The organism is Bradyrhizobium sp. LVM 105, from assembly GCF_003957705.1.
Taxonomy (GTDB): Bacteria; Pseudomonadota; Alphaproteobacteria; order Rhizobiales; family Xanthobacteraceae; genus Bradyrhizobium; species Bradyrhizobium frederickii.
The window spans coordinates 450826-474984 of record NZ_QZMV01000003.1; the positions used below are offsets into that span (position 1 = coordinate 450826).

The following is a 24159-nucleotide window of genomic DNA, read 5'->3' on the forward strand; positions in this document are numbered from 1 at the left end:
CTCAGGCGACCTTTCGGACCGTGTTCAGCGTCTCGATAGTGCGGCCGACCTCCGATGCGGGGCACGGTCTGCCGAAATAATAGCCCTGCACGGCGGTGCAGCCGCATTCGCGGACGAAATCGAGTTGCTCTTCCGTCTCCACACCCTCCGCCGTCGTCTCGACGCCGAGCACGGAGCCGAGGCTTGCGATGGTGCGGACGATGGCAACACTCTCCGGGCTTTCGCCGAGCGTGCCGACGAAGGAGCGGTCGATCTTGATGCGGTCGAACGGAAATTTGCGTAAGTAGCTCAGCGAGGAATAGCCGACGCCGAAATCGTCGAGGCTGACGCGCACTCCCAGCGCGCGAAGCTGGTGCAGGATCTCGATCGTCGCCTCGCTGTCGTCGAGCAGGGCCGTTTCGGTGACTTCGAGCTCGAGCCGTTGCGGCGGCAGGCCGGCCTCAGCCAGCGCGCTCGTGACCATTGCCACCAATCCGCGCGAGCGAAACTGCACCGGCGACAGGTTCACCGCGACGGTGACACCGGGCCAGGACGCGGCAGTCGCACAGGCGCTGCGCAGCACCCATTCGCCGATCGGAACGATCAGCCCGTTCTCTTCCGCGATCGGAATAAACTCGGCCGGTGAGACCAGGCCGCGCGAGGGATGCTTCCAGCGCAGCAGGGCCTCGAAGCCGGTGAGCTCCGACGAATCGAGCCGCATCTGCGGCTGGAACACCAGGTGGAATTCACGTCCTTCTAGCGCGCCAACCAGATCCTGCTCCAGCGCGTGCCGGCTGCGCGCCTCTTCCTCCATCTCGGCCTCGAACAGCTGATAGGCTCCGCGTCCCCTGGCCTTGGCCTGGTACAGCGCGAGGTCGGCGCATTTCATCAGCTCGTCGGCATCGAGCCCGTGGTCGGGTGCGATCGCGATACCGACGGAGACGCCGACATGGATCGACTGGCTCTCCAGCGGCGGCGGATGACCGATGATGTCGACGAGGCGGCGGGCGAGCTCCTCGGCCGATTGCGGCTGCGGTCCGCGCTGGAGGATGGCGAACTCGTCGCCGCCGAGGCGTGCGACGGTGTCGTGTTCGCCGACATTTTCCTTCAGGCGCGCCGCAACCCAGCGCAGCAGGCGGTCGCCCGCGGCGTGGCCGAGGCGGTCGTTGACTGTCTTGAAATTGTCGAGATCGAAGCACAGCACCGCCATCGCGCCGCCGGCGATCGCGACCTGGTTCAGCCCCTCGCTCATCTTCTCGCGGAACAGCATGCGATTGGGCAGGTCGGTGAGCGAATCGTGCCGTGCCATGTGCGCGACGCGCGCCTGGGCCTTGTGACGCTCGGTGACGTCCTCATAGGTGACGACCCAGCCGCCTTGCTCCATGCGCTTGTGGTTGAGCTTGATGATGCGGCCGTCGTTCAGATGCCGGTGCAGCGTGTGCTCGCCCTCGCGCAACCGTTCGACATAGTCGGCATAAAGCCTGGCTCCCGTCATATCAGGATGGATGCCGAGCTCGCAGCTGTGCTCCATGATCTCGCGCATCGAGACGCCGGGCTTCACGATATCGGGCGACAGGCCGTACATCTCGATATAGCGGCGATTGCAGACGATCACGCGCAGGCTCGCATCGAGCATGCACAGGCCCTGGCTCATGTTGTTGAGCGCCGCGTCGAAGCGGCGGTACTGCTCGCTCAGCTCTCCGATCGCATGTTCCCGCTCGGTGATATCCTCATAGGTGGCGACGAAACCGCCTTCGGCCAGCGCGCAATAGCGCACCGAGATCACGGTATCGTTCGACATGCGTCGACGCATCGGCGAGGAATCGCGGTTGGCGATCCGCGCGCGGGCGGCTTCCAGGAGCTGCTGGGGGCTGTACTCCGACGAGAATGCGCCGTTCGCCATCGAACGCTCGATCAGCTCGGCCAGATGCGTGCCGAGCCTGGTTTCCTCCAGCGACAATCGGTAGAGCTTGCGGTAGGTGGTGTTGCAGACCCGAAGCCGCATGTCGCTGTCGTAGAAAGCGAGCCCGTGCGCCATGTTCTCCAGCGCCGCATCGAGCATGACGTTCTGTTGCCGCAGCGTTTCCTCGTATTGCAGCCGCTCCGTGACGTCCTCGTGCACGGTCACCCAGCCGCCGTCGGGCAGGAAGCGGGAGATCGTCTGCACCATGCGGCCGTCGTAACGCATTACCAGGAGGGATTTCGCCCGTCTGAGGCGCGCGTCCTCCAATCTGGAAATGTGGAATTCGTCGGCCGGCATGTCCGACAAATTGCCGCGCGACACCCAATGGTCGAGCACCGTACGATGGGAGACCCCCGGCTTCACGACCCCGGGATCGAGGTTGTAGAGGTTCAGGAAACGCTCGTTGCAGACGACGACGCGGCTGTCGGCGTCGTACATGATGAGGCCGTGCGACATGTTGGCGAGCGCGTGCTGGCTGCGCTCGGTCTGCACCCGCAATTCCGCTTCGAGCCGAGCGAGGCGGGTGACGTCGTCGCAGATCGTCATCCAGCCGCCGCCGGGAAGCGGCTTCAACTCGAGCGACATGACGAGGCCGGTCGCAAGCCGCTGTTCGGTCCGGAACGGCTTTCCCCCTGCGATCTGTGCGATCCGCACCGAATAGAGCGCGTCAAGCTCGCTTTGCGGGAAGTTGCCGCGCCCGGCGCTGTGCGCGAGCACCTCGCGGTAGCTCGTGCCCACCCGCACGACGTCGGCCGACATATCGAACAGGGAGAGGTAACGCTGGTTGACCAGCACGATCCGGTTGTCGGCATCGTAGACGCAGACGCCCTGCTCCATGTGGTCGAGCGCAAGCTGGCTCAGCGCGACCAGGGCCTCCGGGCCCAGCTCGCGGCGTGCACCAAGCTCGTTGTCGCAGGTCGACGTCATGGGATCGGCGGGATCTCGGCGAGCAATAGATTCAACGCAACCTAATTCAACCACCGAGCGTAGCGAAGAGGCCGGAAAATTCCCTTAAGCGCGGTAGTTTACGGAGGGTGACCGGCGATGGAGGCGCGTCCGGATTGCCGAGGTGCCTGCATGAGTTGGCCGAGAGGGAGCTACATATCAGGCATCGTCCCTGCGAAGTCAGGAACGATAGCGGTGGTTTGGTCCGAAGCGCGCTACCTAAGGCCCGTACAACACAAGCTCGGTGTCCGTGAGATCGCCGAGCTCCGGCCGATGCGGGCCCTTGAAATATTTGCGACCGCGCCGTTCGGTATAGATACCGACAAGACCGGGAATCGGCCCGTTGGCATCGACCGCCACCGCGATCTTGCCGAGCCGAAGCAGCAGCCGGCCGATACGGCCGGCGCAGGCGGCGTATTCCGCGGCGTTACGGCAATAGATCAGCTTCATCGCAGGGGGCGCGATGAAGCCGCGTCGGATGCGCACGGGTTGCAGAATAAAGGGAAATGTTCCCTGTGGCGTGCGGCAGACCAGACTGAGGCAATTGTACCGCGCATGCTGCGTCAGCAGCTCGGTTTCGGCCTCGGAAAGCCCCTCGATCGTCTTGGCGTGAGGCGGGATGACCTCGATCTCGCTCGAGCGCGGGACACGCGCCAGTGCGGGCACCGAGAAGAATATGCCGCGGCAATAGGCCCGAAAGCCCTGGGTCTCGATGATCGGCCAGGTCCACGGCGCCGGGCTGATGTTGAAGTAAGTCACGTCCTTGTGCCGCTGGGCGATCTTGGTCAGCAGCGGAGCATAGTTGCGGTAGGCCGGATCGACATACCAGCTGGACAGGTTGCACTGAATGGCGGTCTCTTCGCCATTCTTGCGTTCCGCATAGATCAGCAGCAGCACGCCGACCGGCGTGCCGTCATTGTCGAGCATGTAGCCGAAGCGCGGATAGCCCTCCGGCACGGGCCGGAAGGCCTGCCGACGCAGGCCCTGAATCCAGTAGTCGCGCGAGCGACCCACGAAGCCGCGCGTCAGCAGGTCCGCGATCGCGTTTGCGTCGGACTCGGTGATCTCGCGGCATCGGACCTTGGTGTGGATCACGCTCGTCTTACCCGTGGAAATGACAGGCCTCGTTTGGTTAGCGCCAGCTTTCGACATGGGCATCGGCCGGAGCCTGCGGCTGCAGGCCCAGCACGTCCCGCACCTTGGCGGGCCAGGCGGCAAGGTCGGTGCCATGGGTGTGGAACATGGCGACCGCGAGCCGGTCCATGCCAAAGGCAACGCAGCCGGTGTGGGCTGGCTCGCCGTCGGCATCCTGGATTCCCCAGGTCGTGCCGAAATGCTCGCGGTGATAGTTGAAGCTCATGCAGGCCGTCGGCTGCTCTTCCGAGCGCAGCGGAATGAGGAGCTCGAACTTGAGCTGCTGCTGCTTCTGGCTGACCGCCTTCATCTGGCCGACGCGGCCGAAGAAGGGATCGCTGGCATAGTCGACACGGAAGGTCAGGCCGAGGTCGCGGGCGATCGCCTGTGCGCGCACCATCCAGCGCTCGCGGAAGTCGGCGACGTCGTCGGGGCTGCCGATACAGACATATTCGCGCATCCGGAACGATTGCAGCCGGTCGAGATGCTTCGACGGCTCGCGGCGGAAGCAATCCGCGGCAACGTCAAAACGCAGACCGCCCTTCGGCAAGGGCCCGCGGCTCGCCGCGATCGGATAGACCGGATAGCAGGCAGCAGGGGACAGCACGAGGTCGGCGGGCGACAGCGAGGTGGTCCAGTCGCCGCCGGCATCGAAACGGCTCACCGCGGCGTTGATCTCGCGCTCGGTCCCGTGCAGGCCGCAGACGCAGCCGAGCAGGTTCGGAAAGCTCTTGAGATAGCCCGATTTCTCCAGCTGAGCCCGGCTCATCACCGGCGGGAAGCGCATCACTTCGGTCCCGGTCTCGCGATGGCCCGTGATCAGCGCAGCCAGCTTCTCGACGACGCCTTCATAGAGCGCGGTGCGGGCATAGACGCCGTCGGCGCCCATGCGATGGAACAGCTTGTCGGCGAGATGATCGAGCGGATCAATCGTCTGCGGCGCGGTCGCCGGCGAATCGGGGAGGACGGCAATGTTCATGGATCAGTACCCTGCTATCTCAAAATTACTCTTGTCGGCTCAGTCGCCAAGCACTTAGTCACGAAGGCTTGCCGGCACGCCGCTCATCAGCGTCGGCGTCGCGGCATTGGCCAGAATGCGGTCGTTGTTGATCATGATCGGAGCCGACAGCACGTCGCGGAGGTGCCGGCCCATGGTGAACTCGCCGTCGTTGCGGTAGCCGGAGAGGCCCGCCGTGCGCATCGCATGCATCACGGTCTCGACCGCGAGCTCGGAGGCCTGCACCTTCAGAAGCGTGATCGAGGACTGGAAGTCGAGCGAGCCAAGAGCGCGCTCGTCATGCTCGGCGCGGGCGAAGGCATCGATATTGGCCGACAGCAGCGCGCGCAGTTTTGCCAGCGACATCTTGGCGGCGGTGAAATGCGCCGCGGCCGGCGGCATCTGGCCGCCGGAGCTGCGGGCTGCCTTGCGGATGAAGGCCTGCGCGCGGGTTACTGCTGCGGCGGCGATCCCGGCCCAGGCCGACGACCAGCACAGATGTGCGAACGGTGTCATGGTCTGGGCGTGGATCTTGTCGTAGGATTCCGGGAAGACGCGGTCGGCGGGGCAGTCGACCTTCAGCTCGAACCCGGTCGAGCAGGTGCCGCGCATTCCGAGCGTTTCCCAGCCGAGAGTCGGCTTCAGCGAGTAGTCGTCCTTGGCGAGTGCCAGCAGCACCTGGTCGGAGGCAGCGGCATCGGTGGCGCGGCGGGCGATGGTGACGAGGCCGTCGGCCTCGGCGCCGTAGGAAATCACGGTGGCATCGCGCACCAGCGAGATGGTGTCGCCGGCGTGGTCGACGGCGGCGGCGCTGGCGCGAATGTTGCCGCCATTCTGGCCTTCGGTGGTGGAGGAGGCGAGCAGCCACTGGTCGCGGGCGACCCGGCGCATCATGGTCTCCATCCAAGGGATGCCGTGGCCGTGCCTGATAACGCAGGCGACCTTGGTCTGGTGCATCGCGTAAATCATCGCAGTCGAGGCGCAGGCGCGCCCGAGCGTGTAGCAGATGTCGGTGACGTCGTAGATGGAGGCGCCGAAGCCGCCGAACTCGACCGGGATCATGACGCCGAGCAGCTTCTGCTCGCGGGCGACCTCGAAAGCCCTGTGCGGGAAACGGGCGTCGCGATCGACCCCATCGGCGTCGGCCGCCGCAGCAGCGGCGGTCCGGGCGGCGCGCTCGATCAGGGAGGGACCCTGCTCGAGGAAGCTCGCCTGCGCTTCGTCGACAGTGAGGATTGCTTCACGCACGTTCATACTCGTCCGCCTCCGGTTTGCCGTTCGGGATCGCCGGCATCATTGCGACGCCGCTGAAAGCGATCCTCCGGTCATCTTTGCTTATGAGACGAGGCTACGGATTTAATTCAAATTCGTCGATGAAATAGAGGGTAAACAAAGCCCAATTCCGGACGAACAGTTAAGGGCCGGTTGTTTGCATCACCGGATTTTCCGGCGTCGCGTTAGGACTCTGGAAAAAGCCTGGATTCCGGACAATCTGAGTCATCGTTTACTAAGAAACGCGAAGTATTGGTGACGCCCATTGCAGGACCGGCGAGCCGTGCCCATCGTAGCCGGCAGTTCGATCCGACTCGTTAGACAGATGGGAATTTGCCGATGCAGGCCTTCAATACCGACGTGCGCAATCGCATCATCAAGCTTGTGAAGGGCATCCTCGAACAGAATTCACTCACCGCAGACGTCACGTCTTCCGCCAAGCTCGTTGATGCCGGCCTGACCTCGATGGACATGGTCAATCTGATGCTCGGGGTCGAAGCCGAGTTCGACTTCACGATCCCGCAGTCGGAGATCACGCCGGAGAATTTCCAGTCCGTCGAGACCCTGGAGCGGATGGTGGCGACCCAGTTGCGGCTGGCGAACGCGGCTTAATTCGCGCCGATATCTCCCCGGGTCGTCCCTGCGTTTGCAGGGATGACACTGAATATGGGGTCCGCCCTCCTCACGACACCGCCATCCGCCTCCACCCCGTTCCAAAACCGCCGCAAAACTGGCATAGCTTAACCATGTCGCACGTGGCGGATGGGTGGAGCAGGCATGGCGCAGGCGGTATTGGGCATCATCGGCGGTTCAGGCATCTACGATCTGCCGGGTCTCGAGGATGCGCGCGAAGAGGTGATCAGGAGTCCCTGGGGCGAGCCGTCGGCCCCCTTGAGGCGCGGCAATATCGCCGGGCTGCCGATCGTGTTCCTGCCGCGGCACGACAAGGGCCATCGGCTGTCGCCCTCCGACATCAACTATCGCGCCAATATCGACGTGCTCAAGCGCGCCGGGGTCACCGACCTGATCTCGCTGTCGGCCTGCGGTTCGTTTAGAGAGGAACTTCCGCCCGGCACCTTCGTCCTCGTCGATCAGTTCGTCGACCGTACCCACAAGCGCGAGAGCTCGTTCTTCGGGCGGGGCTGCGTCGCGCATGTGTCGATGGCGCATCCGGTCTCGCCGCGGTTGCGTATCCACCTTGCGGCAGCGGCTGAAGCCGAGAATATCGCGATTGCGCGCGGTGGAACCTATGTCTGCATGGAAGGGCCGCAATTCTCCACCTATGCCGAGAGCATGACCTACAAGACGCTGGGCTATTCCGTGATCGGCATGACCAACATGCCCGAGGCGAAGCTCGCACGCGAGGCGGAGATCTGCTACGCCACGGTCGCGATGGTGACGGATTTCGATTGCTGGCATCCCGACCACGATGCCGTCACGGTGCAGGACATCATCCGCGTGTTGACGTCGAACGCCGACAAGGCGAAGGCGCTGGTGGCGCGGCTGGCGAAGGATCTTCCGCGCGAACATGAGCCGTGTCCGATCGGCTCGGACCGTGCGCTCGACACAGCGCTGATCACGGCGCCCGAGGCGCGCGATCCCGAGCTCCTCAAGAAGCTCGACGCGGTGGCGGGGCGCGTGCTGCGGGCGTGATACGAAAGGCAGAATGCCATGAAGGTCGACGGCAAGCATTTCCGCAGCATCTGGCGCGAACACGACGGCTGGTCGATCGGCGCGATCGATCAGCGCCGGCTGCCGCATGAGTTCGTCGTCGCCAAGCTGACCTCGTGCGAAGACGCGGCCGTTGCCATCCGCGACATGCTGGTACGTGGCGCGCCACTGATCGGTGCCACCGCGGCCTACGGCATGGCACTCGCAATGCGCGAGGATGCCTCCGACGCCGGTCTGAAGCATGCGTATGATACGCTCGTGGTGGCGCGGCCGACGGCGATCAATCTGAAATGGGCGCTCGACGAGATGCGTGCGACGCTCACGCCGATCGATCCCGTTGAAAGAGCCGAGGCCGCTTATGCGCGCGCCGACGAGATCGTCGAGCAGGATGTCGAGATCAATCGCGGCATCGCCGGCAACGGTCTGAAGCTGATCGAGGCGATCGCGGCGAAGAAGCCGGGCGAGACGGTCAACGTGCTGACCCATTGCAACGCCGGCTGGCTCGCCACCGTCGATTGGGGCACGGCGACGGCGCCGATCTATCTTGCGCACGAGCGCGGCATCAAGATCCACGTCTGGGTCGATGAGACGCGTCCGCGCAACCAGGGCGCCTCGCTCACCGCATGGGAGCTCGGCCATCACGGCGTGCCGCACACCGTGATCCCCGACAATACCGGCGGGCATCTGATGCAGCACGGCATGGTCGATCTCGCCATCGTCGGCACCGACCGCGTCGCCGCCAATGGCGACGTCTGCAACAAGATCGGTACCTATCTGAAGGCGCTCGCCGCGCACGACAACAACGTGCCGTTCTACGTCGCGCTGCCGTCGCCGACGATCGATTTCGCCGTCCATGACGGCATCCGCGACATCCCGATCGAGCAGCGCAGCGGCGTCGAGGTCACCGATATGACCGGCCGCACGGCCGATGGCCGGCTGGAGACGGTGCGGATCGTGCCGGAGGGTTCGCCGGTCGCGAACTACGCCTTCGACGTGACGCCGGCGCGTCTGGTCACAGGTCTCATCACCGAGCGCGGCGTGCTGAAGCCGGATCGTGCCGCGCTGGCGGCGGCATTTCCCGAGCGCATCGCGGCCGCGGCGGGATAGTCAATCTGACAGGCGGGATGCTCCCGCACCGTCATTGCGAGCGCAGCGAAGCAATCCAGAATCTCTGCGCGGAAACACCCTGGATTGCTTCGTCGCTGCGCTCCTCGCAATGACAGAGACTGACGCGCTACCCTAGCTTCAGCCCCGTCGCCTTCTCGAGCTCGGCGATCGCCTGTGCGCCGCTCGTTACCTTGATCGTGGTCATGCCCATGTCGCGCGCGGGCTTGAGGTTGACGCCGAGATCGTCGAGATAGACGCAGTGCTTCGGATCGACCTTCAATGTGTCTACCATCAGCGCGTAAATACGCGGGTCCGGCTTGCGCAGGCCGATCTTGGCGGATTCGATCACGTGGTCGAACAGCACCATCACCTCGGCAATGTAGAGCGAGCGCCCCGTCAGGCTGCCGATCGCATTGGCCGGGAGGTTGTTGGTGATGCAGCCGGTCTTGAATTGCGCCTTGATGCGCTTCAAGGCCTCGACCATCTCCGGGCGCAGGTCGCCCTGCAGCAGCGGCAGCACCTCGCGGCCACGCACCTCGGCGCCGAGCGCGCGAGATTCCTCGGCGAACAATTGATCGAACGTCTCGATATCGACCTCGGCCCGCTCGAACTTGGCCCAGGCGTTCTCCAGATGGTTGGCGGCATTGGTGCGCCGGATGATGTCGAGGGGCAGGCCGCGCGCCGTCTCGAACCGCGCGAATGCCTCGAAGGGCGAACTCGTCAGCACGCCGCCAAAATCAAAGATCACAGCCTCGATCGTCAATGTCATGCCCTCGTCAATTCCTTTCCAAGACGGCTAGCATGCGCTATCGGCAAGAGCCAGTCCGAAGCAATCTCCCGCTATCACCGATGCCGAAGCATGTTCCCATGAAGAAGCTTGCAACTCTCGTCATAGCTGCGCTGCTGACCGTCGGGCCAGCTCATGCCATCGTCGGCGGCGGCACGCCGCAGGCCGATGGTGTCGCGCGCGCAATCGTCACCATCGTCGGCTCGCGCGGCAATTTCTGCACCGGCAGCTTGATTGCGCCACGCGTTGTCCTGACCGTTGCGCACTGCGTGCAGCCAGGCGCGGACTACAAGGTGGTCGATCGTGGCGCCGACGGTGCGCCGCAATTGCTGAACGTGCGCGCGGTCGCGATCCATCCGAACTTCAACATGCAGGCGATGCAGTCGCACCGCGCCACCGCCGACGTGGCATTGCTGCAACTGGAAATTCCACTCAAGGGAAAATCCACGGTGACGGTCGGCATGCCGACCATTCCGATTCAGGTCGGCAGCCGTTTCGTCATCGCCGGCATCGGCGTCACCGTTCGCGGTGAAGGCAAGAGCGGCGGTACGACGCGTGTTGCCGCGCTTGTCGCCACAGGCCAGCCCGGCACGCTCCAGATCCGGCTGGTCGATCCCGTAACCAACGGCGTTCGCGAGGGAATCGGTGCCTGCACCGGCGATTCCGGCGGTCCCGTGTTCGAGGACAGGCCGAATGGTGCCGTTCTCGTCGGCCTCGTCAGCTGGTCCACAGGGCCGAACGGCGCCGCCGGTTGCGGCGGATTGACCGGCGTCACGCCGCTCACGCTCTATCGCGACTGGATCTTGCAGACCGCGCGGAGCTGGGGTGCGGCGCTGTGATTTGACCCGCACTTGATCTATGTCATTTTGTAGCGGAAGCGCGGCGAGCGAAACTGCCCGTCGCGGAGGAAACGCGCCGTCCGGTCAAGGGCGGCCACAAACAAGCAAGGCATAGAAATAACAATGAATGTCGCCGTTCGCAGTCATGCCACAACCAAGCAAGCTTCAGAGCATTTCGACGTGCTGATCGTCGGCGCCGGCATCTCCGGCATCGGCAGCGCCTATCACCTGACAAAGCAGCTTCCGGGGACGAGCTTCGTCATCCTGGAGACGCAGGCGAGCTTCGGCGGCACCTGGATCACGCATCGCTATCCCGGCATCCGCTCCGACAGCGATCTCCATACCTTCGGCTATCGCTTCAAGCCGTGGGTCGGACCGCCGATCGCGACCGCCGAAGAGATTCTCGCCTACATGAACGAGGTGATCGAAGAGAACGATCTTGCGAAGCACATCCGCTACAAGCACAAGATCAATTCCGCGAGCTGGTCGAGCGAGCAGAATCTCTGGACCGTCGAGGCGGTGACGACCGACACAGGCGAGTCCAGAACCTTTACCGCCAACTTCCTCTGGATGTGCCAGGGCTATTACCGCCATTCGGAAGGCTACACGCCGGAATGGAAGGGCATGGACCGTTTCAAGGGCCGCATCGTCCATCCCCAGACCTGGCCCGACGACATTGACCTCACGAACAAGAAAGTGGTCGTGATCGGTTCGGGTGCCACGGCGGCAACGCTGGTGCCGAACATCGCGGACAAATGCGCGCATGTCACCATGCTGCAGCGCTCGCCGACCTATTTCCGACTCGGCCGCAACGCCATCGAGATCGCGGAGGAGCTGCGCCGGCTTCAGGTCGACGAGGAGTGGATCCACGAGATCGTGCGGCGCAAGATCCTGTTCGAGCAGGATGCCTTCACCAAGCTCTGCGTATCCAAGCCCGAGCAGGTGAAGAAGGAGCTGATCGGCCAGATCAGCGCCGTGCTCGGTCCCGACTACGATGTCGAGACGCACTTCACGCCGACCTACCGGCCGTGGCGGCAGCGCATCGCCTTCGTGCCGGATGCCGACCTGTTCAAGGGCATTGCCGGCGGCAAGGCCTCTGTCGTCACCGACGAGATCGAGTGCTTCGTCGAGAACGGCATCCAGCTGAAATCGGGCAAGCTGCTCGAAGCCGAAATCATCGTGACCGCAACCGGCTTCAATCTCGCCGCGCTCGGCGACATCGCTTTCGAGATCGACGGCAAGCCGCTCGCCTTCGGCGACACCGTCACCTATCGCGGCATGATGTTCACGGGCGTTCCGAACATGGTCTGGGTGTTCGGCTATTTCCGCGCCAGCTGGACGCTGCGCGTCGACCTCGTCGCCGATTTCGTCTGCCGGCTGCTCGGTCACATGAAGGCGAAGGGCGCCAGGAAGGTCGAGGTGAAACTGCGCCCCGAAGACCACAACATGCCGATCCTGCCCTGGATCGATCCGGAAAACTTCAACCCCGGCTACATGATGCGCAACATGGGCCTGTTGCCCAAGCGCGGCGACAAGCCGGAATGGCAGCACAGCCAGGATTACTGGACCGAGAAGGACGAGATTCCGAAGACGGATCTGGACGACAAGGCGTTTGTGTACGGGTGAGTGGGGAGGAGGCGGCCATTGCGGCGGACGCGCTCGCCACACACTCCACTGTTGTCCCGGGGTGCGAAGCGAACCCGGGACCCATAACCACAGGGAGTGATTATGGCGCGAGCTGACCACTCCGAGTCCTCGCCAAACGTCTCCCTGTGGTTATGGATCCCGGATCTGCGCTGCGCTTGTCCGGGACGACGCCGGTTGTTGGGTCGGTGGCGTGTCAACTCACGCTCACGAATTCCGCCTCGTCGCATTCGCCGCAATTGCTGCGGCGGCGGTCCGGTTCTCCACGCCGAGCTTGGCGTAGATCTGCTCCAGATGCTTGTCGACCGTGCGCGGGCTGAGACCCAAAATCTGCGCGATGTCGCGGTTGGTCTTGCCCTTGCTGAGCCAGGCGAGCACCTCGCCCTCGCGGGTGGTGAGGCCGAGCTCGCTGGTGAATTCGGGAGGCAGTGCGGTGCCGGACTCCCTGGAGAGCCGCAGCAGAAACTCGTTCGGCGCCGTTTCGCCCATGTAGTAGAGCCGGAGTTGCGGATTGTCGGGTAACGAGGTCGCCTGCGACTTCGAGCTGCCCTTGGCCTTGGCCTGCTCCAGCCATTGCAGCAGCAATGGCGACAGGACGAAATCGTCGGCCTGCGCGCCCTGATGGTCGGACATCAGCTTTTGCGCCTGCGGCGTCGCCCACAGCACGTTGCCCTGGAGGTTGACCGCGAACAGGAAGCGGCCGGAGACGTCGAGCGCGGCGCGCGCGCTCTGCGTCAGCCGGGCATTGCCGAGATGGACGCGAATGCGCGCCAGCATCTCCTCGATCACGATCGGCTTGGTCACGTAGTCGACGCCGCCGGCCTCGAGCCCGCGCACGATGTGCTCGGTTTCGGCGAGGCCCGTCATGAAGATGACAGGGACATTGGCAAGGTCCGCGTCGCGCTTGAGCCGGCGGCAGGTCTCGAAGCCGTCGATGCCGGGCATCACGGCATCGAGCAGCACGATGTCGGGCGTGATCTGGTCGACGATACGCATCGCGGCTGCGCCGTCGAGCGCCACCATCACCGTCATGCCGGCGCCGTCGAGCGCATCGGTCAGCAGCCGCAGCGTCTCCGGAGAGTCATCGACAACGAGCGCGACGTCGCGCTTCTTCGGTTCAATGCTCATGCGCATGCAATGTCTTCAATGTGTCCATGTACTGATCGAGATCGAAGCGGTCGACCAGCGACCGCATCTGTGCGACGAAGTCGGCATGCTCGGGATGCTCGCTGCCGATCTCGTCCAGCTTCAACTGGATGCCCTTGACGTAGCCGATCTGGCCGAGCCCGATCAGCGCCTCGATGTGCCGCGCCGGCGGCCTTGATCCGGTCTCGGGACGCCAGAACGGCACCGCGATCTCGTCCGAGCCGTATTGCCATTCGATCTTGAGCAGGTGGCGGATCGTCTCCAGGAGACGGGGGATGTCGATCGGCTTCATCAGATAGCCGTCGTGGAAGGGCTGCGCCAGCGGGGTGCCGTGGGCCTCCAGCGCGCTTGCCGACACCATGAGGATGCGCGCCTGGTGATGGCCGCTCGCGCGCAAGGCCTCCGCGACGGCCCAGCCGTCCATGGCCGGCATCGTGATGTCGAGCAGGAACAGATCGGGCCGGCAATGCTGTGCCAGCGCGAGGCAGCCGGGCCCATCGGGGGCGCTGAGCAGGATGAAACCGAGCGGCGTCAGCACCTCGCGCAGCAGGTCGCGATGGACGGGATCGTCGTCGGTGACGAGGATGGTCTTGCGCGCGCCGTGATAGCCGGAGACCGGCGCCTCCACCGGCGCGATGCGCTGCGGATTGGTGACCTCAGAGAGCAGGATCTTGACCTTGAAGGTCGAACCGGTGCCCACCGTGCTCGTCACCTTGATATCGCCGCCCATCACCCCGGCCAGCAGGCGGCTGATGGTCAGGCCGAGCCCGGTGCCGGTCTGCGGTTGCGAGACGCCGAGCGCGCCGCGTTCGAAGGGCGCGAAGATGCGTTCGAGGTCGTCGGCGCGGATGCCCGGGCCGGTGTCGATCACTTCGAACTCGGCGACGGGGCTGCGATAGTGCACGACGAACTGCACGCTGCCGCTCTGGGTGAACTTGATGGCGTTGGAGAGCAGATTGATCAACACCTGGCGCAGCCGCTTCTCGTCGGCGTAGACCACCAGCGGCAGGTATGGCGGCCGCCGGAACACGAAGTCGATGCCCTTGGCCGCGGCCTGCAAGCGGAACATGCCGACGAGCTGATCGAGGAATTCGCCGAGGCGCACCTCGTCGCGCGACAGATACAGCCGCCCTGCCTCGATCTTGGAGATGTCCAGAATGCCGTCGATCAGGCCGGAGAGGTGGTCGGCGCTGCGGCGGACGACGCGGACCTGGTCGCGCGGCTTGGTGCTCAGCGTCGCATCCTGCTCCAGCAGCTGGGCGTAGCCGCTGATCGCGTTCAGCGGCGAGCGCAGCTCGTGGCTCAGGCCCACCACATAGCGGCTCTTGGCGAGGTTGGCGGATTCGGCCACTTCCTTGGCGCGCTGGAGCTCGGCGTCGGTGCGCTTGTGCGCGTCGATCTCCTGGATCAGCAGCGTCGTCTGCCGCCGTGTCTCGGCTTCGGCCGCGCGGCGGCTCTGCTGCGCCAGCACGAACAGCCAGGCCACCACGCCGATGATGATGCTGAGCGAGAAGAACACCTTCCACAGCACCTCGGAGACGAGCGTGTTCTCGCCATGCACGCTCGCCGACGTCTGCAGATAGATCAGCCCGAGCACCAGCGCGACGAGGCCCGCGGAGACCACGAACACGCCGATATAGTGGCCGAGCTGCGAGTTGATCCGCGCATAGAGCGGCTGCGGCATCAGCTTGCCCAGCGTCTCCGACACCTGCGCCTGGATCCGCGCGTGCGGCTTGCAGAGATCGTGACAGCGCGCGTCCAGCGAACAGCACAGGGAGCAGATCGGCCCGGCGTAAGCGGGGCAGGAGGCCATGTCCTCCGGCTCGAACGCGTGTTCGCAGATGCAGCACTGGATCGACTCGAGGTTCTGCCAGCTCCGCTTCGGCTTGCGTGCGATGTAGTACTTGCCGTCCGTCGCCCAGGCAATCAACGGTGCCGCGATGAAGGCAACCGCCAACGCGATGAAGGCCGACAGCGCCTTCGCGGTGGGCCCGAACAGGCCGTAAAAGGCGCTGATCGAGACGATGGTCGCGATCGTCATCGCGCCCACGCCGACCGGATTGACGTCGTAGAGATGCGCGCGCTTGAATTCGATCTGCGGCGGCCGCAATCCGAGCGGCTTGTTGACGATAAGATCGGCGACCAGCGCGCCGACCCAGGCGATCGCGACGTTCGAATACAGAGCCAGCGTCTGCTCCAGGGCCTTGTAGACCCCGATCTCCATCAACAGCAGCGCCACGATGACGTTGAAGACCAGCCAGACGACGCGGCCGGGATGGCTGTGGGTCAGACGCGAGAAGAAGTTCGACCAGGCGATCGAGCCGGCATAGGCGTTGGTGACGTTGATCTTGACCTGCGACAGGATCACGAACGTTCCGGTCAAGGCCAGCGCAAGATCGGGCTGCGACAGCACGTAGCGGAACGCTTCGAGATACATGTGCGCCGGCTCGGCGGCCTCCTCGGGCGGCACCCCGTGGCTGAGCGCGAAGAAGGCGAGGAACGAACCCGCCAGCAGCTTCAGCGCGCCCAGCACGATCCAGCCGGGACCTGCGCTCATTAGCGCCATCCACCAGGAGGCCCTGGACGCGCGGCGATCGCGCGGCAGGAAGCGCAGGAAGTCGACCTGCTCGCCGATCTGCGCCACCAGCGAAAACACGACCGAGGCCGCGACACCGAACAGCAGCAGATCGAAATGTCCGTCGAGATCGCCGTGCTCGCCGGAAAACTTGTGCCATTCCGTGAAGGAGTGCGGGTTGTGCCAGGCGATCGCCGCGAACGGGATGATGTGCAGCACGATCCACAGCGGCTGCGTCCACAATTGGAAGCGGCTGATCAGCGTGATGCCGTAAGCGACCAGCGGGATGATGACGACGGCGCTGATGAGGTAGCCGACCGGCCGCGGAATCCCGAAGCACATTTCGAGCGCGGACGCGAGGATCACCGCCTCGATCGCGAAGAAGATGAAGGTGAAGGACGCGTAGATCAGCGAGGTGACGGTCGAGCCGATGTAGCCGAAACCGGCGCCGCGCGTCAGCAGGTCGATGTCGATGCCGCATTTGGCGGCATAATAGGCGATCGGAACCCCGCAGCAGAAGATGATGAGGGAAACCACGAGAATGGCGGCGGTGGCGTTGGTGACGCCGTAGTTCAGGGTGATGGTGCCGCCGATCGCCTCCATCGCCAGAAACGAGATCGCGCCCAGCGCAGTGTTGGCGACCCGGGCGGCGGACCAGCGGCGTGCGCTCTTGGCCGTGAAGCGCAGCGCGTAGTCTTCCAGCGTCTGGTTGGCGACCCATTGGTTGTACTGGCGCCTGACGCGGTCTATTCGCTGCCGCCCTGCCACGCTCTACCCCACTCCCGATACGGACCCAGAGCCCTCGCAAATTCCGTACCAAAAGCCTACGTCGGCATTTTGCGGTGCAGTATACGCGATCTTGCGTATGCTTCCGCCGCCCAGATCCGCGCCATCCTCACGGCACCAATCGCGTGTTCTCGAACAAAAAGTGGGGTGCTCATGTCGGACGAAGGAAACAAGGGCCTGTTGTCGCCGTTTCGGCGCAAGTTATTGATGGGAATGGCCGCCGTGCCGGCCATGACGATGCTGCCGCGGGGGGCATTTGCCCAGGCCCCGGCGACCTCGGCGGTCAACACCACGGGTCTTGCGGTCACCGACACCGAGGTGACGGTCGGCATCCTGCATTCGGCGACCGGCACCATGGCGATCTCCGAGACCGGCTCGATCCAGGCCGAAAAGCTCGCCATCGAGCAGATCAACGCGGCGGGCGGCGTGCTCGGCCGCAAGATCAAGTTTATCCAGGAGGACGGCGCATCGGACTGGCCGACCTTCGCCGAGAAGGCGAAGAAGCTCCTCGTCAACGACAAGGTTGCGGCGATCATGGGTTGCTGGACCTCGGCCTCCCGCAAGGCGGTGCTGCCGGTCGTCGAGCAGTATAACGGCATGCTCTACTACCCGACCTTCTACGAAGGCCTCGAGCAATCCAAGAACGTGATCTACACTGGCCAGGAAGCGACGCAGCAGATTCTCGCCGGCCTCAACTGGATCGCCAAGGAGAAGGGCGCCAAGTCGTTCTTCTTCATCGGCTCGGATTACATCTGGCCGCGTACCTCGAACAAGATCGCGCGCAAGCACGTCGAAAACGTGCTCAAGGGCAAGGTCGTCGGCGAGGAATATTATGCGCTGGGCTCGACGCAGTTCAACTCGGTCATCAACAAGATCAAGCTGACCAAGCCGGACGTGATCTTCACCGACGTCGTCGGCGGCTCGAACGTCGCGTTCTACAAGCAGCTCAAGGCGGCCGGCATCGATCTCTCCAAGCAGGCGCTGCTGACGATCTCGGTGACCGAAGATGAAATCGACGGCATCGGCGGCGAGAACATTGCGGGCGCCTATGCCTGTATGAAGTATTTCCAGTCGCTCGACAACGCGAACAACAAGGCTTTCGTCTCGGCCTTCAAGAAGATGTGGGGCGAGAAGACTGTCATCGGAGACGTCACCCAGGCTGCCTATCTCGGCCCGTGGCTGTGGAAGCTGACGGTCGAGAAGGCCGGCTCCTTCGACGTCGACAAGATCGCTACGGCTTCTACGGGTGTCGAGTTCAAGGGCGCGCCGGAAGGCTATGTGCGCATCCACGAGAACCATCACCTCTGGTCGAAGACCCGGGTGGGGCGCGCCAAGCTCGATGGCCAGTTCGAGTTGATCTACGAGACCGCCGATCTCGTCGAGCCGGATCCGTTCCCCAAGGGCTATCAGTAAGAGCCGCGGCGTCCGCCGCTGTTTCCCCAGAAGGCAAACCGCTCCCTGGCGTGGATTGCAAGTCCATGCCCAAGACCCCGCGTCGCGACACTGCATCGCGACGCGGGACCCTTATCCCCGACGGAGGACATCGATGTTCGGCGACTACTCGCTTGGTGATCTCGGCTCTATCTTCGTCATGCAGGGCTTTGCCGGGCTGATCCTGTTCTCGGTCTACGTCCTGATGGCGCTCGGGCTTGCCATCATCTTCGGCCAGATGGGCGTCATCAACATGGCCCATGGCGAGTTCATGATCCTCGGGGCCTACGTCACCTGGATGACCTCCAATCTCTTCCAGGCGTATTTGCCGGGTCTGTTCGCCGGCTACTTCTTCCTCGCTATGATCCTCGCCTTCCTCGCCTCCGGTGCGCTGGGGATGGTGGTAGAGTGGGGGCTGATACGGCACCTTTACAAGCGCCCGCTGGATACGCTGCTGGCGACCTGGGGCCTCAGCCTGATGCTGCAGCAGGCCTATCGTTCCGTGTTCGGCGCGCGCGAGGTCGGCGTCGAGCTGCCGCAGTGGATGCTGGGTTCGCTGCGCGTCACCGACAGCATTGAGGTGCCGATCAACGGCGTCTTCGTGATGTGTCTCACCGTGCTGATCACCATCGCAGTCGCCTACGTTCTCTATATGTCGCGCTGGGGCCGCCAGGTGCGCGCGGTCGTGCAGAACCGCATCATGGCCGGCGCGGTCGGCATCAACACCGAGAAGGTTGACCGCTACACCTTCGGGCTCGGCTGCGGCATCGCGGGCGTCGCCGGCAGCGCCTTCACCATGATCGGCTCGACCGGACCGACCTCCGGTCAGCTCTACATCGTCGATACGTTCCTGGTCGTGGTGTTCGGCGGCGCCGCCAGCCTGCTCGGCACCATCGCCTCCGCCTTCTCGATCTCGCAGACGCAATCGACGCTCGAATTCTTCATGTCGGGCTCGATGGCCAAGGTGCTCACGCTGCTCGCGGTCGTCGGCATCCTGATGCTGCGACCGCAGGGTCTCTTCGCCCTCAAGGTTCGCAAATAACGAGAAGCAGGCAAGTCATGATCATCAACTCACGCTTCTTCAACCGATCCGAACTGATGGGCTTCATTGCGCTTGCCGCCGTGCTGTTCGTGATCCTGCCGCTGACGCTGGACGTATTCCGCCTCAATCTGGTCGCGAAATACCTGACCTACGCCTTTGTCGCACTCGGCCTCGTGCTGTGCTGGGGCTATGGCGGCATCCTGAGCCTGGGGCAGGGCGTCTTCTTTGGCCTCGGCGGCTATTGCATGGCGATGTTCCTCAAGCTCGAGGCCTCCAGCGTCGAGAACACCAAGATCCAGTCGACGCCCGGCATCCCCGATTTCATGGACTGGAATCAGATCACGTCACTGCCGCTGTTCTGGCAGCCGTTCCACAGCCTCACCTTCACCATCCTCGCCATCATCCTGGTCCCCGGCCTGTTCGCCCTGATCATCGGCACCGCGATGTTCAAGCGCCGCGTCGGCGGCACCTATTTCGCGATCATCACCCAGGCCGTGGCCGCCATCCTCACCATCCTGATCGTCGGGCAGCAGGGCTATACCGGCGGCATCAACGGCATGACCGATCTGCGCACGCTCAAGGGCTGGGATATCCGGCCCGACCACGCCAAGATCATCCTGTACTTCGTCGAAGTGGTGCTGCTGTTCGCCTGCATCGGCATCGCGCAGTTCATCCGCCTGACCAAGCTCGGCCGCATCCTGGTGGCGATGCGCGAGCAGGAGGACCGCGTCCGCTTCTCCGGCTACAGCGTCGCCAATTTCAAGATCTTCGCCTTCTGCATGGCGGCGGTCTTCGCCGCGATCGGCGGCGCCATGTTCGCGCTCAATGTCGGTTTCATGTCGCCGTCCTTCGTCGGCATCGTGCCGTCGATCGAGATGGTGATCTACACCGCGGTCGGCGGGCGCATGTCGATCTTCGGCGCGATCTGGGGCGCCATCCTGGTGAATTTCGCCAAGACGAGCCTGTCCGAATCCTTTCCGCAACTCTGGCTATTCGGCCTCGGCGCGTTGTTCATCGCGGTCGTGCTCGCCTTCCCCAATGGTCTGTCCGGACTCTGGGCCGACTACGTGCAGCCGCGCATCGATCGGCTGTTCGCCTCGCGCAAGGCGAAGCCGGGCTGGAACGACAATTCGGTCGCCGACGGCGCGCCAGCAGAGTGAGGGAGGCCATCATGCTCATCGGACATCACGATGCCGATGCCACGCCGGCAGTGAGGAGATAGATCATGCTCATCGGTCATCACGATGCCGATGCCACGCTGGCAGTGAGGAGATAGATCATGCTCATCGGTCATCAGCCGAAGGACTTCCTGCTCGCCGTCTCCGGCCTGACCGTCTCGTTCGACGGATTCAAGGCGGTCAACGATCTCTCCTTCTATGTCGAGGAGAACGAGATTCGCGTCATCATCGGTCCCAACGGTGCCGGCAAGACCACGGTGCTCGACCTGATCTGCGGCAAGACCAAGGCGACCTCGGGCTCGATTCAGTTTCGTGGCAAGGAGCTCACGAAGATGAAGGAGAACGAGATCGTGCAGACCGGCGTCGGACGCAAGTTCCAGACGCCGTCGGTGTTCGAGGATCTCACCGTGTTCGAGAACCTCGAGATCTCATTCCCCCGCGGCCGCAGCGTGTTCGGCTCGCTGACCTTTCAGCGCGACCAGCTGGTGAAGGACAGGGTCGAGGAGATCGCGGAGATGATCTTCCTCAAGGACAAGCTCAACACCTATGCCGACGAGCTCAGCCACGGCCAGAAGCAGTGGCTCGAGATCGGCATGCTGCTGATCCAGGACCCCGACCTCCTGATGCTCGATGAGCCCGTCGCCGGGATGAGTGTGTCCGAGCGCGCCAAGACCGCCGAATTGCTCAACCGCATCATCAAGAACCGCTCGGTGCTGGTGATCGAGCACGACATGAAGTTCGTCGAGGACATCGCGCACAAGGTGACCGTGCTGCACCAGGGCCAGATCCTCTCCGAGGGCACCATGGAGAAGGTGAAGAACGATCCCAAGGTCGTCGAAGTCTATCTGGGGCACTGAGCGATGGCGAAGGTGAGTGAAACAGTTGCGGCTCGAGCGGTGCACCTCTCCCCTTGTGGGAGAGGTCGGATCGCATCGCCGGATGCGATCCGGGTGAGGGGTGTCTCTCCGCGCGTCAAACTGCCTCGTGCATCCGCGGATGCAGACCCCTCATCCGTCGCGGACTGCGTCCGCGCCACCTTCTCCCACAAGGGAAGAAGGAAGGCGTTCGTGCCTCACCATTCACTCTGAATCAGGAACACGCTGATGCTGGCAATTTCCGATCTCCATGTTGCCTATGGCCAGAGCGAGGTGCTGCACGGGCTCAACGTCAAGGTCGCGCCCAACGAGATCGTGGCGATCATGGGCCGCAACGGCATGGGCAAGACCACGCTGATGAAGTCGCTGATGGGCATCCTGCCCGCGAGACGCGGCTCGGTGACCATGGACGGCGCCGAGCTCGGCAGCCTCAAGAGCTACGAGCGCGTCGCCAAGGGCCTCGCTTACGTGCCGCAGGGCCGCATGATCTTCTCGACCATGACGGTGAAGGAGAACATCGAGACCGGCCTCGTCGTCTCCGGTGGCTCCGAGGTGCCGGGCGACATCTACGAATTGTTCCCCGTGCTGCTGGAAATGAAGGGCCGTCGCGGCGGCAACTTGTCCGGCGGCCAGCAGCAGCAGCTCGCGATCGCGCGCGCGCTCGCAACCAAGCCGAAGGTTCTGCTGCTGGACGAGCCGACCGAAGGCATCCAGCCGTCGATCATCAAGGAGATGGCGCGCACCCTGAAGCGCATCCGCGACGAAAAGGGGCTCTCCATCGTCGTGTCCGAGCAGGTCCTGAGCTTCGCGCTCGATATCGCCGACCGCGTTCTGGTGATCGAGAACGGCGAGATCGTGCGTGACGATCCGCGCGATGCCGTCGATGCCGCGCAAGTCTCGAAATATCTGTCCGTCTAACCAACCGTAGTCAAAGGGGAGCATCTCGATGCCAGAGACACTGATCAAGGTCGATCTCACCAAATCGGCCTATGAAAATGACATGGTGCACAACCGCTGGCACCCCGACATCCCGATCGTGGCCTGGGTCAATCCCGGCGACGATTTCATCATCGAGACCTACGACTGGACCGGCGGCTTCATCAAGAACAACGATTCCGCCGACGACGTGCGCGACATCGATCTGTCGATCGTGCACTTCCTCTCCGGCCCGATCGGCGTCAAGGGCGCCGAGCCGGGCGACCTGCTCGTCGTCGATCTGCTCGACGTCGGTCCGCTTAAGGAGAGCCTGTGGGGCTTCAACGGCTTCTTCTCCAAACAGAACGGCGGCGGCTTCCTCACCGACCATTTCCCGCTGGCGCAGAAGTCGATCTGGGACATCAAGGGCCTCTACACCTCGTCGCGCCACGTGCCCGGCGTGAACTTCGCAGGTCTCATCCATCCCGGCCTGATCGGCTGTCTGCCCGATCCCAAGATGCTGGACACCTGGAACAAGCGCGAGGCCGAGCTGATCTCGACCAACCCGACCCGTGTGCCTGGCCTTGCCAACCCGCCGTTCGCGCCGACCGCCCATGGCGGCCGCGCCAAGGGCGACGTCAAGGCCAAGATCGGCGCCGAAGGAGCACGCACCGTGCCGCCGCGCGAGCATGGCGGCAATTGCGACATCAAGGATCTCTCGCGCGGTTCCAAGATCTACTTCCCGGTCTATGTGCCTGGCGCCGGTCTTTCGATGGGCGATCTGCACTTCAGCCAGGGCGATGGCGAGATCACCTTCTGCGGCGCCATCGAAATGGCCGGCTGGCTGCACCTGAAGGTGGAAGTGATCAAGGACGGCATGTCGAAGTACGGCATCAAGAACCCGATCTTCAAGCCGTCGCCGATCACGCCGAACTACAAGGACTATCTGATCTTCGAAGGCATCTCGGTCGACGAGGCCGGCAAGCAGCACTATCTCGACGTTCACATCGCCTATCGTCAGGCCTGCCTCAACGCGATCGAGTATCTGAAGAAGTTCGGATACTCAGGCGCCCAGGCCTATTCGATCCTCGGCACCGCGCCGTGCCAGGGCCATATCTCCGGCGTGGTCGACGTACCCAATGCCTGCGCCACGCTATGGCTGCCGACGGAGATCTTCGACTTCGACGTGATGCCGTCGGCGGCCGGACCCATCAAGCACATCACCGGCGATATCCAGATGCCGATCTCGCCGGACAAGTGACGCTTGCGCTCCCTCTCCCCGTTCTTACGGGGAGAGGGTTGGGACGAGGGGCTATCTCCGCCTGAACGATGACAGTGAGTTTGCGGAAACTCCGTCCTCACCCGGAACGCATCTTGCGATGCGTTCCGACCTCCCCACGCAAGCGGGGCGAGGTGAAGCGGACGCTCCGCCATGACCGAACGCGAAGGGGTACACGATGCCGGTCTACGAATATCTCTGTGACGACTGCGGTCCGTTCAAGGACCTGCGCCCGATGGCGGAATGCGACGATCCGCAAAGCTGTCCGCACTGCGAGACCATGGCGCCGCGGGTGATTCTGACCGCCCCGAATTTCTTCTGCATGCCGGCCGACAAGCGCAAGGCGCATGCCGTCAACGAGCGCAGCTCGCACGCACCGCAGACGCTGGCGCAATACAAGGCCTCGCACGGCCCCGGCTGCGGCTGCTGCTCGTCGGGCAAGACGGTGAAGGACAAGGGCTCGTCGGACAAGAAGAAGCCGGCGCGGCTGATGACCAAGTCCGGAAGCGGCGCCAAGGGTTTTCCGACGGCGCGGCCCTGGATGATCAGCCACTAACGCTACACGCCAGCATCAAACAGATAAGGTACAGGAGC

General features: G+C 63.8%; 19 protein-coding genes. 12 read left to right on the forward strand and 7 right to left on the reverse strand.

The features are described 5' to 3' along the window. Position 1 precedes the first annotated feature (1 nt). The 4 genes from D6B98_RS11695 to D6B98_RS11710 form a co-directional block, all read right to left on the reverse strand. Positions 2–2869, reverse strand: a complete 2868-nt coding sequence (locus D6B98_RS11695; RefSeq protein WP_126257132.1) for a PAS-domain containing protein — start codon at positions 2867–2869, stop codon at positions 2–4. A gap of 237 nt (positions 2870–3106) precedes the next feature. Beyond that, positions 3107–3982, reverse strand: coding sequence for an acyl-CoA acyltransferase (locus tag D6B98_RS11700; RefSeq protein ID WP_126257133.1), 876 nt, complete (start codon positions 3980–3982; stop codon positions 3107–3109). Between the two features lie 37 nt (positions 3983–4019). Beyond that, entirely contained in the window at positions 4020–5000 is a 981-nt protein-coding gene (locus tag D6B98_RS11705; protein WP_126257134.1) for an amino acid--[acyl-carrier-protein] ligase, read from the reverse strand. Between the two features lie 54 nt (positions 5001–5054). Further along, positions 5055–6272, reverse strand: a complete 1218-nt coding sequence (locus tag D6B98_RS11710; protein ID WP_126257135.1) for an acyl-CoA dehydrogenase family protein — start codon at positions 6270–6272, stop codon at positions 5055–5057. A gap of 357 nt (positions 6273–6629) precedes the next feature. On the opposite strand from D6B98_RS11710, the gene D6B98_RS11715 reads away from it, so the two are divergent. The 3 genes from D6B98_RS11715 to mtnA all read left to right on the forward strand — a co-directional run bounded on the left by D6B98_RS11715 (position 6630) and on the right by mtnA (position 9068). Further along, positions 6630–6902, forward strand: coding sequence for a phosphopantetheine-binding protein (locus tag D6B98_RS11715; protein WP_126257136.1), 273 nt, complete (start codon positions 6630–6632; stop codon positions 6900–6902). 165 nt (positions 6903–7067) lie between these two features. Beyond that, entirely contained in the window at positions 7068–7943 is an 876-nt protein-coding gene (locus tag D6B98_RS11720; protein ID WP_126257137.1) for an S-methyl-5'-thioadenosine phosphorylase, read from the forward strand. 18 nt (positions 7944–7961) lie between these two features. Next, positions 7962–9068 (forward strand): S-methyl-5-thioribose-1-phosphate isomerase, encoded by a 1107-nt coding sequence (gene mtnA / locus D6B98_RS11725; RefSeq protein ID WP_126257138.1) that lies wholly within the window; start codon positions 7962–7964, stop codon positions 9066–9068. A 127-nt stretch (positions 9069–9195) separates the two neighbouring features. On the opposite strand, the gene D6B98_RS11730 is transcribed toward mtnA, so the two are convergent. Further along, entirely contained in the window at positions 9196–9831 is a 636-nt protein-coding gene (locus D6B98_RS11730) for an HAD-IA family hydrolase (RefSeq protein WP_164718554.1), read from the reverse strand. Positions 9832–9935: 104 nt separating this feature from the next. Here D6B98_RS11730 and D6B98_RS11735 point away from each other — a divergent pair, with 104 nt between their 5' ends. Both D6B98_RS11735 and D6B98_RS11740 read left to right on the forward strand, forming a co-directional pair. Then, on the forward strand, positions 9936–10694 hold the full coding sequence (locus tag D6B98_RS11735) for a S1 family peptidase (RefSeq protein ID WP_164718533.1): 759 nt from the start codon (positions 9936–9938) through the stop codon (positions 10692–10694). Between the two features lie 123 nt (positions 10695–10817). Next, positions 10818–12320: a flavin-containing monooxygenase gene (locus D6B98_RS11740; RefSeq protein ID WP_126257140.1), complete on the forward strand. Its 1503-nt coding sequence runs from the start codon at positions 10818–10820 to the stop codon at positions 12318–12320. Between the two features lie 225 nt (positions 12321–12545). Here the strand turns inward: D6B98_RS11740 and D6B98_RS11745 are convergent, their stop codons facing one another. Beyond that, on the reverse strand, positions 12546–13472 hold the full coding sequence (locus tag D6B98_RS11745) for a response regulator transcription factor (RefSeq protein WP_164718534.1): 927 nt from the start codon (positions 13470–13472) through the stop codon (positions 12546–12548). After that, entirely contained in the window at positions 13456–16827 is a 3372-nt protein-coding gene (locus D6B98_RS11750) for a hybrid sensor histidine kinase/response regulator (RefSeq protein WP_126257142.1), read from the reverse strand. Before D6B98_RS11750 ends, D6B98_RS11745 begins: the two co-directional genes overlap by 17 nt. 171 nt (positions 16828–16998) lie before the next feature. Here D6B98_RS11750 and urtA point away from each other — a divergent pair, with 171 nt between their 5' ends. The 7 genes from urtA (at position 16999) to D6B98_RS11785 (ending at position 24121) form a co-directional block, all read left to right on the forward strand. Continuing rightward, the gene (gene urtA / locus D6B98_RS11755; protein WP_126257143.1) at positions 16999–18258 is read left to right on the forward strand and encodes an urea ABC transporter substrate-binding protein; all 1260 of its coding nucleotides are present in this window, start codon (positions 16999–17001) and stop codon (positions 18256–18258) included. A 133-nt stretch (positions 18259–18391) separates the two neighbouring features. Then, entirely contained in the window at positions 18392–19318 is a 927-nt protein-coding gene (urtB, locus tag D6B98_RS11760; RefSeq protein ID WP_126257144.1) for an urea ABC transporter permease subunit UrtB, read from the forward strand. A 17-nt stretch (positions 19319–19335) separates the two neighbouring features. Continuing rightward, positions 19336–20478 (forward strand): urea ABC transporter permease subunit UrtC, encoded by a 1143-nt coding sequence (urtC, locus tag D6B98_RS11765; protein WP_164718535.1) that lies wholly within the window; start codon positions 19336–19338, stop codon positions 20476–20478. Between the two features lie 119 nt (positions 20479–20597). After that, entirely contained in the window at positions 20598–21353 is a 756-nt protein-coding gene (gene urtD / locus D6B98_RS11770) for an urea ABC transporter ATP-binding protein UrtD (RefSeq protein WP_126257145.1), read from the forward strand. A 246-nt stretch (positions 21354–21599) separates the two neighbouring features. Next, positions 21600–22289: an urea ABC transporter ATP-binding subunit UrtE gene (gene urtE, locus D6B98_RS11775; RefSeq protein ID WP_126257146.1), complete on the forward strand. Its 690-nt coding sequence runs from the start codon at positions 21600–21602 to the stop codon at positions 22287–22289. 28 nt (positions 22290–22317) lie between these two features. Continuing rightward, positions 22318–23547 (forward strand): formamidase, encoded by a 1230-nt coding sequence (fmdA, locus tag D6B98_RS11780; protein ID WP_028133835.1) that lies wholly within the window; start codon positions 22318–22320, stop codon positions 23545–23547. A gap of 196 nt (positions 23548–23743) precedes the next feature. Further along, complete coding sequence (locus tag D6B98_RS11785) at positions 23744–24121, forward strand: FmdB family zinc ribbon protein (protein WP_126257147.1); 378 nt, start codon at positions 23744–23746, stop codon at positions 24119–24121. Positions 24122–24159 lie beyond the last annotated feature (38 nt).